Source organism: Kitasatospora sp. NPDC049285 (assembly GCF_040678815.1).
In the GTDB taxonomy this organism is placed as follows: Bacteria; Actinomycetota; Actinomycetes; order Streptomycetales; family Streptomycetaceae; genus Kitasatospora.
In genome coordinates, this window is sequence record NZ_JBFAQR010000007.1 from 113,080 (window position 1) to 124,483 (window position 11,404).

The window sequence follows — 11,404 nt, forward strand, 5'->3', positions numbered from 1 at the left end:
TACGGTGGCGGGCATGTGGCAGGACATGTTCGTCGCGGGGATCTCGTACGGGGAGAAGGCCCTGCGCACCGTGATGGTGTACGTCGCGCTGCTGGTGCTGCTGCGCGTGATCGGCAAGCGCGGGCTGGCGCAGCTGAACAGCTTCGACCTGGTGGTGATGCTGCTGCTGTCGAACGTGGTGCAGAACGCGGTGATCGGCCCCGACAACTCGGTCAGCGGCGGGCTGTTCGGCGCGGTCGTGCTGCTGCTCACGGACTGGCTGCTGGTGCGGCAGGCGGTCCGGTGGGACTGGTTCAACCGGCTGCTGGACGGGACGCCGACGGTGCTGGCGCGCAACGGGGTGTACGACCGGAAGGTGATCGCCAAGCAGGGCGTCCGGAAGGCGGACCTGGACGTGGCGATCCGGCATCAGGGCGGTGACGCGGTGGAGGAGACCGCGCTGATCGTGCTGGAGCCGGGCGGGACGCTGCTGGTCGAGCTGAAGGACGGTGACCAGGTGGCCGACAAGGACGACGTGGCGGCGATCCGGGCGGCGCTGGCGGCGATCGAGGCCCGGCTGCCCACTGCCCGCTGACCGTTTCGTCCCGTTATCCGCCTCGGGTCGGGCGATATTGACGGATCCTTAACGGTGGCCCTGAAGCCGAAAACGCCTTCGATTCGATCATCGACAGTGCCTCTGGCCTGCGGAAATGATGCCCTCGCCATAGTTGGACAGTCGGATTGTCTTCACGGTGGCGGCCAATACGCTCCCCTCTTGTGTTCAACGACCCCCAGGCGCTCAAGCGCCTCGTGATCGGCCGGGCGATGCGCAGCGAGGAGCTCGGCGAGACGCTGCTGCCCAAGCGCCTCGCGCTGCCGATCTTCGCCTCCGACCCGCTGTCCTCCGTCGCGTACGCGACCGGCGAGATCCTGCTCGTCCTCACCGTGGGCGGCACCGCGTTCCTGTACCTGACGCCGTGGATCGGCCTCGCGGTGGTCGGCCTGATGGCCGTGGTGGTGATGTCCTACCGGCAGGTGGTGCACGCCTACCCGTCCGGCGGCGGCTCGTACGAGGTGGTGTCGAAGAACCTCGGGGCCAACGCGGGCCTGGTGGTGGCCGCTTCGCTGCTGGTCGACTACGTGATGACGGTGGCGGTGTCGGTCGCCTCGGGCGTGGACAACATCATCTCCGCCTTCAACGGCCTCGCCGACCACCGGGTCGCGCTGGCGATCGGCTTCGTGGTGCTGCTGACCGCGGTGAACCTGCGCGGGGTGCGGGAGTCCGGGCGGGCGTTCGCCGCGCCGACGTACCTGTTCATCGGCGGCATCCTGCTGATGGTGGTGACCGGCCTGGTCCGGCTGGCGTTCGGCGACGGCCCGCAGGCCGCGACCGCGGGCCTGGGCATCCAGGCGGTGGACGGCAAGGACGCGCTGCAGGGCCTGGGCCTGCTGATGCTGGGCCTGCGGGCCTTCGCCTCCGGCTGCACCGCGCTGACCGGCGTCGAGGCGATCTCCAACGGCGTGCCCGCCTTCCGCGCCCCGAAGTCCCGCAACGCCGCCTCCACCATGGCGGTGATGGGCGTCGTCGCGGTGGTGATGTTCGCCGGCGTCACCGTGCTCGCGCTCACCTCGCACGTCCACTACGTCGAGGACGCCTGCCGGCTCACCGGCCTGGCCGGGGACTGCCACGCCTACACCCAGCAGACCGTGATCGCGCAGCTCGCCGCGTCCGTCTTCGGCGGCTCCGACACGGTGCTCTTCTACTTCATCCAGGCGGTCACCGCGCTGGTACTGATCCTGGCCGCGAACACCGCGTTCAACGGCTTCCCGCTGCTCGCCTCGATCCTCGCGCAGCACCGCTACCTGCCCCGGCAGATGCACACCCGCGGCGACCGGCTGGCCTTCTCCAACGGCATCATCGCGCTCGCCCTGGTGGCCGGCGGACTGCTCTGGTTCTACCAGGCCGACGTCACCAGCCTGATCCACCTGTACATCCTGGGCGTCTTCACCTCCTTCACGCTGTCCCAGATCGGCATGGTCCGGCACTGGAACCGCGCCCTGGCCACCGAGAGCGACCCCGCGGTGCGCGGCGCCGCCCAGCGCTCCCGGATCATCAACGGGCTCGGCGCCGTCACCACCGCGCTGGTGCTGGTGATCGTCCTGATCACCAAGTTCACCCAGGGCGCCTGGCTGGCGGTGGTCGCCGCCCTGCTGCTGTGGCTGGCCATGCGGGCGGTGCGCCGGCACTACGACGCGGTCGCCGCCGAGCTCGCCGTCGAGGACCCCGCCGCCGACGCCTCCCGGCCGGAGCGGGTGCACGCCGTGGTGCTGGTCTCGAAGCTGCACAGGCCGACCCTGCGCGCGCTCGGCTACGCGGAGGCGTTCCGCCCCGACACCCTGGAGGCGGTCACCGTCGCCGTCGAGCCGGACGCCACCGAGGACCTGCGCGGCCAGTGGGCGGCCGGCGGGATCGGCGTGCCGCTGAAGGTGCTGGACTCGCCGTTCCGCGAGATCACCAAGCCGGTGGTGGCGTACGTCCGCGAGCTGAGGGCCGGTCACCCGGGCGACGCCGTCGCGGTGTTCATCCCCGAGTACGTGGTCGGCCACTGGTGGGAGAACCTGCTGCACAATCAGTCCGCGCTGTGGCTGAAGAGCCGACTGCTGTTCACCCCCGGCGTGATGGTGATCAGCGTCCCCTGGCAGCTCACCTCCGCCCCCCGGGCGGACCGCCCGGCCCGCCGTGCGCCGGGCGCGGTGCGCCGCGGAGAGCCCACCCGCACCCGGTAGCCGGGCCTGCGTAGACGGCCGCCTGACACCCCGTCAGGCGGCCCCGTTCCCGGGATTCGAACGGGACACCGGTAGACTTGCCCAGGTTGTCTTGCTTTTCGACGCCTTCGGTGCACCGCCGGGGAACCCAGGACGAGGACCGTGTGGCTCTGATGACCGCTTCCGACACCGCGCTCTACCGTGCCCGCCCGGCGGCCGATCCGCGCACCCTGGTCGACGTCCTGGCCGCCACCGCGGCAGCCCATCCGCACGAGCCCGCCCTCGACGACGGCCACGTCACGCTGAGTTACGGCGAGCTGGCCGCCGAGGTCGAGCGGGTCCGCCGCCACCTGGCGCGGGCCGGTGTCGGCCTCGGCGACCGGGTCGGCATCCGGGTCCCGTCCGGCAGCAACGAGCTGTACGTCGCGATCCTGGCCACCCTCGCCGCGGGCGCCGCGTACGTGCCGGTCGACTTCGAGGACCCGGACGAGCGCGCCGAGCTGGTCTTCGGCGAGGCCGACGTCAACGCGGTGATCGGCGCCGAGTACCGGCTGGACCGGCTCAAGCCGTCCGGGAACGAGGCGCAGCGCCCCACCCCCGAGCACGACGCCTGGATCATCTTCACCTCCGGCTCGACCGGCAAGCCCAAGGGCGTCGCCGTCAGCCACCGCAGTGCCGCCGCCTTCGTGGACGCCGAGGCGGCGATGTTCCTCCAGGACGAGCCGATCGGGCCCGGCGACCGCGTGATGGCCGGCCTGTCGGTCGCCTTCGACGCCTCCTGCGAGGAGATGTGGCTGGCCTGGCGGCACGGCGCCTGCCTGGTGCCGGTGCCGCGCTCCCAGGTGCGCAGCGGCGCCGACCTCGGGCCGTGGCTGGCCGAGCAGGAGATCACCGTGATCTCCACCGTGCCGACGCTGGCCGCGCTGTGGCCCGCCGAGGCGCTGATCGAGGTCCGGCTGCTGATCTTCGGCGGCGAGGCCTGCCCGCCCGAACTCGCCGAGCGGCTGGTCACCGAGGGCCGCGAGGTGTGGAACACCTACGGCCCGACCGAGGCCACCGTGGTCGCCTGCGGCGCGCTGATGACCGGTCAGGCCCCGATCCGGATCGGCCTGCCGCTGGACGGCTGGGAGCTCGCCGTCGTCGACGAGGCCGGCGAACCCGTACCGATGGGCGCCAGCGGCCAGCTGGTGATCGGCGGCGTCGGCCTGGCCCGCTACCTCGACCCCGAGAAGGACGCCGAGAAGTACGCGCCGCTGCCCTCGCTGGGCTGGGAGCGCGCCTACCGCAGCGGCGACCTGGTGCGCGCCGACGCCGAGGGCCTGGTCTTCCTCGGCCGCGCCGACGAGCAGATCAAGCTCGGCGGCCGCCGGATCGAACTCGGCGAGGTCGACGCCGCCCTGCAGGCGCTGCCCGCCGTCTCCGGCGCGGCCGCCGCGGTGCGCACCGCGCGCAGCGGCAACCAGCTGCTGGTCGGCTACCTGGTGGTGCAGGACGGCTTCGACCGGGACGCCGCGGTGACCCGGCTGCGCGCCGAGCTGCCCGCCGCCCTGGTGCCGCTGCTGGCCACCGTCGACCACCTGCCGACCCGCACCTCCGGCAAGGTCGACCGCAACGCGCTGCCCTGGCCGCTGCCCGAACTCGAACAGTCCGGGCCCGCGCAGGACCTGTACGGCACCGAGGCGTGGCTGGCCGAGCAGTGGGCCGAGATCCTCGGCACCCAGGTGCGCACCGCCGACGACGACTTCTTCGCGATCGGCGGCGGCTCGCTGGCCGCCGCCCAGCTCACCACCCTGCTGCGCGGCCGCTACCCGGCCGTCTCGGTGCTCGACATCTACCAGCAGTCCACGCTGCGCAAGCTGGCCCGGCTGCTGGAGAACTCCGCGCAGGCCGACGGCACCAACCGCACCGTCGAGCCGACCCCGTGGACCGCGCAGCTGGTGCAGGTGCTGACCATGCTGCCGCTGGCCGCGCTGACCGGACTGCGCTGGAGCCTGGCGCTGGTGACCCTGGGCACCGTGCTCCACCTGATCGGCGACTACCCGTGGGCGCCCACCGCGCCCTGGTGGCTGATCGCGGTCGGCGCGGTGCTGCTGTACTCGGCGCCCGGCCGCCTCGCCATCGCGGCGGGCGGCGCCCGGCTGCTGCTGCGCGGCGTCGGCCCCGGCCGCTACCCGCGCGGCGGCAGCGTCCACCTGCGGCTGTGGGCCGCCGAACGGCTCGCCGAGGCGTCCGGCGCGACCGAGCTCTCCGGCTCCTGGCTGAACCGCTACGCCCGCGCGCTCGGTTGCCGGGTCGCCCCCGACGTCGACCTGCACGCGCTGCCGCCGGTCACCGGCCTGCTGCGGCTCGGCAAGGGCTGCGCGATCGAGAACGAGGTCGACCTGTCCGGCTACTGGCTGGACGGCGACCGGCTGGAGATCGGCGCGCTGCGGCTCGGCGCGGGCGCGGTGGTCGGCACCCGCTCCACGCTGCTGCCCGGCGCCAAGATCGGCAAGCGCGCCGAGATCGCCCCCGGCTCCGGCGTCACCGGCGCCGTCCCGACCGGCCAGCGCTGGGCCGGCGCGCCCGCCGCGAAGACCGGCAAGGCCGAGCGCGGCTGGCCCAAGCAGCGCCCGCCGCACACCCGCACCTGGTCCGCCGTCTACGGCCTGACCGGCTTCGGGCTCTCCGCACTGCCGCTGCTCGCCGCCCTGCCGGGCCTGCTGATCGCCGGTCAGTTCGTGCACCCGGGTGACGGCCTGTCAGCCGCGCTGCGCGGCGCGCTGATCGCCCTGGTGCCCGCCACCCTGTCGTACGGCCTGACCTACGCGGCGCTGGTGCTGGCCGGGGTGCGCGTGCTGTCGCGCGGGCTGCGCACCGGCTACCACCCGCTGCACGGCCGGGTCGGCTGGCAGGCCTGGACGGTCAGCCAGCTGATGGACCTGGCCCGCGACACGCTCTTCCCGCTGTACGCCGGACTGATCACCCCGGTGTGGCTGCGACTGCTCGGCATGCGGATCGGCAAGGGCGTCGAGGCCTCGACCGTGCTGGCGCTGCCCAGCCTGACCAAGGTCGGCGACGGCGCGTTCCTCGCCGACGACACCCTGATCGCCCCGTACGAGCTGGGCGGCGGCTGGCTGCGGATCGGCCGGGCGGAGATCGGCAAGCGGGCGTTCCTCGGCAACTCGGGCATGACCGCGCCCGGCCGGGCGGTGCCGGACCGCGGCCTGGTCGGCGTGCTCTCCGCGACGCCGAAGAAGGCCAAGCGCGGCAGCTCCTACCTGGGCATGCCGCCGGTGAAGCTGCCGCGGGCCGCCGACACCGCCGACCTGTCGCTGACCTACGACCCGCCGACCCGGCTGCTGTGGGCCCGCGGCCTGACCGAGCTGGGCCGCATCGTGCCGGTGCTGGCCTCCGCGGCGCTCGCCGTGCTCAGCACCGCCGCGCTCTGCGCGCTGGACGCCCCGTGGCTGTCCGGCCTGGTGGTGCTGGGCGCCGGACTCGCCGCCTGCCTGGTCTCTGCGGCCGCGAAGTGGCTGCTGGTGGGCAGGTTCCGGGCCGTCGAGCACCCGCTGTGGAGCAGCTTCGTGTGGCGCAACGAGCTGGCCGACACCTTCACCGAGGTGCTGGCCGTGCCGTGGCTGATCGGCCGCGCCGCGGGCACCCCGGTGATGAACCTGTGGCTGCGCTCGATCGGCGCCCGGATCGGCCGCGGCGTGTGGTGCGAGAGCTACTGGCTGCCCGAGGCGGACCTGGTCACCCTGGGCGACGGGGTCAGCGTCAACCGCGGCTGCGTGCTGCAGACCCACCTCTTCCACGACCGGATCATGCGACTCGATACTGTGGAGCTCCGCGCGGGCGCCACCCTCGGCCCGGGCGGGATCGTGCTGCCCGGAAGCACCGTCGGCGAGCGCTCCACCCTCGGGCCGGCCTCGCTGGTGATGCGCGCCGAGACGGTGCCCGCCGACAGCCGTTGGCTGGGCAACCCGATCGAAGCCTGGCAGTAACCCGTTGACCAACCCCGTGTCCGGAGAGATGCCACCGGTGAGCCCCAAGCACGACACCGCCGCCGACCCGTACTTCCCGGCCAGCGGTGACCCGCGCTACCGCGCGCACCGCTACGAGCTCGCCCTGGACTACCGGCCCGGCCCGAACCGGCTGGCCGGCGCCGCCCGGATCAACGCGATAGCCGGCGGCGCCGCGCTGCGCGAGTTCGCCCTCGACCTCGCCGACTTCAAGATCGGCAAGGTGCTGGTGGACGGCCGCGCCGCCCACTACGCGCACCGCGCCGGCAAGCTGCGGATCAAGCCCGCCAAGGCGCCCGCCGCCGGGGCGCTGTTCACCTGCGAGGTGCACTGGTCCGGCAACCCCCGGCCGGTGCGCAGCCCCTGGGGCGGGATCGGCTTCGAGGAGCTGGAGGACGGCGCGCTGGCCGCCTCCCAGCCGACCGGCGCGCCGTCCTGGTTCCCCTGCAACGACCGCCCCGCCGACAAGGCCGCCTACCAGCTGACCGTCACCACCGCGTCCCCGTACAGCGTGATCACCGGCGGGCGGCTGCTCAGCCGCACCACCCGCTCCTCCGCCACCACCTGGGTGTACGAGCAGCCCGCGCCGACCGCCAGCTACCTGGTCGGCCTGGCCGTCGCCCAGCTGCGCGAGGTCCGGCTCGCCGAGCCGGGGCCCGGCGTGGTGGCGCAGACCGGCTGGGTGCCGCAGCCGCTGGTGGCGAACTTCGAGCACGACTTCGCCCGGCAGCCGCAGATGATGCGGCTGTTCGAGGAGCTGTTCGGCCCGTACCCGTTCGGCGAGTACACGGTGGCCGTGGTCGACGAGGAGCTGGACGTCCCGGTCGAGGCGCAGGGCATGGCCACCTTCGGCCGCAACCACGTCGACGGCGGCCGCGGCTGGGAGCGGCTGGTCGCCCACGAACTCGCCCACCAGTGGTTCGGAAACAGCGTCACCATCGCGGACTGGCGGCACATCTGGCTGAACGAGGGCCTGGCCAAGTACGCGGAGTGGCTGTGGTCCGAGCACACCGGCGGCCCCGCCGCGCAGCACAAGGCCGCCGACGCCCACCTGCAACTGCGCAACCTGCCGCAGGACCTGCGGATCGGCGACCCCGGCAAGCGGCACATGTTCGACGACCGGGTGTACGAGCGCGGCGGCCTGGTGGTGCACGCGCTGCGGGTCGCCCTCGGCGAGGCCGCGTTCTTCCGGCTGCTGCGCGACTGGGCCACCGCCTACCGCCACGCCACCGTCACCACCGCCGACTTCACCGCGCACGCGGCCCGCTACACCGACCGCCCGCTCGGCCCGCTCTTCGACGCCTGGCTGAACCACGGCCTGCTGCCGCCGCTGCCCGGCATCTGACCCGCCGCTCCCGTTTGCCGCCCCCGCCCCCGCCGCTCCAGGCTGGGACGGGGGCCGCACACACCGGGAGGTGCACCATGCACAAGCAGTGGGACGTCCGGCTCAGCTTCGACGAGGACGGCACGCACACCAGCTGCCAGGCCAGCCTGATCGGCCAGGGCGCGCCGGGACTCGCCGGACACGGGCAGGCCGAACGCAGCACCCAGGACCGGCCGGTGTCGCGGATCGGCGAGGAGCTCGCCGCCGCCCGCGCGCTGGGCGCCCTCGCCGAGCAACTGCGCGACCAGGCGGCGGGGGAGGTGGACCGGGAGAGTCACCGGGTCGGGTACCTGATGTACTGACCCCATGGCCGCGAGGCCATCGCCGTCCACCCTCACCGAAGGATCGGGGAACATGAGCACGCACTACGACGTGGTCGTCCTGGGCGCCGGCCCCGGCGGCTACACCGCCGCCGTCCGCTCCGCCCAGCTCGGCCTGCGCACCGCCGTCATCGAGGCCAAGTACTGGGGCGGCGTCTGCCTCAACGTCGGCTGCATCCCCTCGAAGGCGCTGCTGCGCAACGCCGAGCTGGCCCACACCGTCCTCAAGGAGGCCGACGTCTACGGCCTGAAGGTCGACGGCAGCGTCAGCTTCGACTACGGCAAGGCGTTCTCCCGCAGCCGCACCGTCGCCGACGGCCGGGTCAAGGGCGTGCACTACCTGATGAAGAAGAACGGCATCACCGAGTACGACGGCCGGGGCACCTTCGTCGACGACCACACCCTGCAGGTCGCGCTCACCGCCGGCGGCTACGAGATGGTCACCTTCGACCACTGCATCATCGCCGCCGGCGCCACCACCCGGCTGCTGCCCGGCACCGGGCTCAGCGACCGGGTGGTCACCTACGAGGAGCAGATCCTCACCGAGCAGCTCCCCGGGTCGATCATCATCGCGGGCGCCGGCGCGATCGGCGTCGAGTTCGCGTACGTGCTGCACAACTACGGCGTGCAGGTCACCATCGTCGAGTTCCTGGACCGGATGGTGCCGCTGGAGGACGCCGAGGTCTCGGCCGAACTCGCCAAGCAGTACCGGAAGCTGGGCATCCAGGTGCTCACCTCCACCCGGGTCGACGCGATCGACGACTCCGACCCGAACAAGCCGGTCCGGGTCACCGTCACCCGCGACGGCAAGCAGGAGGTGCTGGAGGCCGACAAGGTGCTCCAGGCGATCGGCTTCGTCCCCCGGGTCCACGGCTACGGCCTGGAGACCACCGGTGTGAAGCTCACCGAGCGCGGTGCCATCGCGGTCGACGGCCGCGGCCGCACCAACGTCGAGCACATCTTCGCGATCGGCGACGTCACCGCCAAGCTGATGCTGGCGCACGCCGCCGAGGCGATGGCGGTGATCGCCGCCGAGACCATCGGCAAGGCCGAGACCATGGAGATCGACTTCGTCATGGTCCCGCGCGCCACCTACTGCCAGCCGCAGATCGCCAGCTTCGGCTACACCGAGGCGCAGGCCCGGGACCTCGGGTACGCGGTCAAGGTCGCCAAGTTCCCGTTCACCGCCAACGGCAAGGCGCACGGCCTCGGCCACACCGCCGGCTTCGTCAAGGTGATCTGCGACGAGACCCACGGCGAGTTGCTCGGCGCGCACCTGATCGGCCCCGAGGTGACCGAGCTGCTGCCCGAGCTGACGCTGGCTCAGCAATGGGACCTCACCGTGCACGAGGTCGGCCGCAACGTGCACGCCCACCCGACCCTGGGCGAGGCGGTCAAGGAAGCGATCCACGGCCTCGCCGGGCACATGATCAACATGTGATGCCCCCGTCCGGGTGAGCCGGGGCCGCCCCGGCGCCCTCCCGCGGTACGGGAGGGCGCCGGGGCGGTACCACTTCCGTCCCGACCACGTGGACGCGAGGAGCTTCGCCCGATGGACACCCCCTACCTGACGGTCGCCGAACGGACCGAGATCGGCCGCGAGGCGCGCCGCCGGGCGCCCCGCTCCACCATCGGACACTGGCGTCCCGCCGCGGACCGCGCCGACCCGGTGGCGATCCTCCAGGAGCAGGCCGTCGACCGGGTCCCCGAGCTGGTGCCGATCCGCTACGGCCGGATGGCGGCCTCCGCCTTCGCCTTCCTGCGCGGCGCCGCCGCCGTGATGGCCGCCGACCTGGCCACCGGCTCGGACACCGGACTCACCGTCCAGCTCTGCGGCGACGCCCACCTGGTCAACTTCGGCGTCTTCGGCTCCCCGGAACGCATCCAGCTGTTCGACCTGAACGACTTCGACGAGACGCTGCCGGGCCCGTTCGAGTGGGACGTCCAGCGCCTCGCCGCCAGCCTCGCCGTCGCGGCCCAGGAGAACGGCGAGACCCCGGAGGCCGGGCACCAGGTCGTGCTGGCCGCCGTCCGCGCCTACCGCGAGCACATCCGCGAACTCGCCGGACTCGGCGAACTCGCCGTCTGGTACCAGCGGATCGACGCCACGGACCTGCTCGGCCAGCTCAAGGGCAAGCGCCGCCGCCGGGTCGAGAGCGGCCTGGCCGCCGCCCGCCGCCGCGACAGCCTGCAGGCCGCCGGAAAGCTCACCGAGGTGGTGGCCGGCCGCCGCCGGATCATCGAGCAGCCCCCGCTGATCCAGCACTTCGGCGTCGACGACGACGAGGTCATCGGCATGCTGCGCGACTACCGCGCCACCCTGCCCGAGGAGCGCGGCAACCTGCTCGACCGGTACGAGTACCGCGACGCCGCGATGAAGGTGGTCGGCGTCGGCAGCGTCGGCACCCGGTGCTTCATCGTGCTGCTCCAGGGCCGCGACCACCACGACCCGCTGATGCTCCAGGTCAAGGAGGCCCAGCAGTCCGTCCTGGAGCCCTACCTGACGGCCAGCCAGTACCCGCACGCCGGGCAGCGGGTGGTCGCCGGCCAGCGCCTCACGCAGGCCGCCGGGGACATCTTCCTCGGCTGGATGACCGGCCCCGGCGGACGCCACTTCTACTGGCGCCAGCTGCGCGACATGAAGGGCTCCGCGGAGGTCGGCGCGATGACCTCCGGCGGCCTGCGCGCCTACGCCCGGCTCTGCGGCACCGCCCTCGCCCGCGCCCACGCCCGCTCCGGCGACCGCATCGCGATCGCCTCCTACCTCGGCCGCGGCGACACCTTCGACCGCTCCGTCGCCGCCTTCGCCCACCACTACGCCAAGCTCAACACCAAGGACCACGAGCGCCTGACCCAGGCCATCGCCACCGGCGAGGTGCAGGCGGAGAACGTCTAGCGCAACACCCGGCGGCCGGACTCCGGGTACTCGAGGAGCCGGCCGCCGTAGCGTC

The 11,404-nt window shown here is 73.1% G+C and carries 7 protein-coding genes; all 7 read left to right on the plus strand.

Annotated features, from left to right (window positions below; translation table 11 throughout):
- The first annotated feature begins 13 nt into the window (after window positions 1-13).
- Window positions 14-574 carry a YetF domain-containing protein gene (locus AB0K51_RS07510; protein WP_363451588.1) on the plus strand — a complete coding sequence of 187 codons (561 nt, stop codon included), beginning with the start codon at window positions 14-16 and terminating at the stop codon, window positions 572-574.
- 230 nt (window positions 575-804) lie between these two features.
- Window positions 805-2,766, plus strand: a complete 1,962-nt coding sequence (locus tag AB0K51_RS07515; protein WP_363451749.1) for an APC family permease — start codon at window positions 805-807, stop codon at window positions 2,764-2,766.
- 152 nt (window positions 2,767-2,918) lie between these two features.
- Window positions 2,919-6,731 (plus strand): Pls/PosA family non-ribosomal peptide synthetase, encoded by a 3,813-nt coding sequence (locus tag AB0K51_RS07520; RefSeq protein WP_363451590.1) that lies wholly within the window; start codon window positions 2,919-2,921, stop codon window positions 6,729-6,731.
- Between the two features lie 37 nt (window positions 6,732-6,768).
- Window positions 6,769-8,094 carry a M1 family metallopeptidase gene (locus AB0K51_RS07525; protein WP_363451592.1) on the plus strand — a complete coding sequence of 442 codons (1,326 nt, stop codon included), beginning with the start codon at window positions 6,769-6,771 and terminating at the stop codon, window positions 8,092-8,094.
- 77 nt (window positions 8,095-8,171) lie between these two features.
- Window positions 8,172-8,435: a dsRBD fold-containing protein gene (locus AB0K51_RS07530; protein ID WP_363451594.1), complete on the plus strand. Its 264-nt coding sequence runs from the start codon at window positions 8,172-8,174 to the stop codon at window positions 8,433-8,435.
- A gap of 52 nt (window positions 8,436-8,487) precedes the next feature.
- Complete coding sequence (lpdA, locus tag AB0K51_RS07535) at window positions 8,488-9,894, plus strand: dihydrolipoyl dehydrogenase (protein WP_363451596.1); 1,407 nt, start codon at window positions 8,488-8,490, stop codon at window positions 9,892-9,894.
- Window positions 9,895-10,005: 111 nt separating this feature from the next.
- Complete coding sequence (locus AB0K51_RS07540) at window positions 10,006-11,349, plus strand: DUF2252 domain-containing protein (RefSeq protein WP_363451598.1); 1,344 nt, start codon at window positions 10,006-10,008, stop codon at window positions 11,347-11,349.
- Window positions 11,350-11,404: the final 55 nt, after the last annotated feature.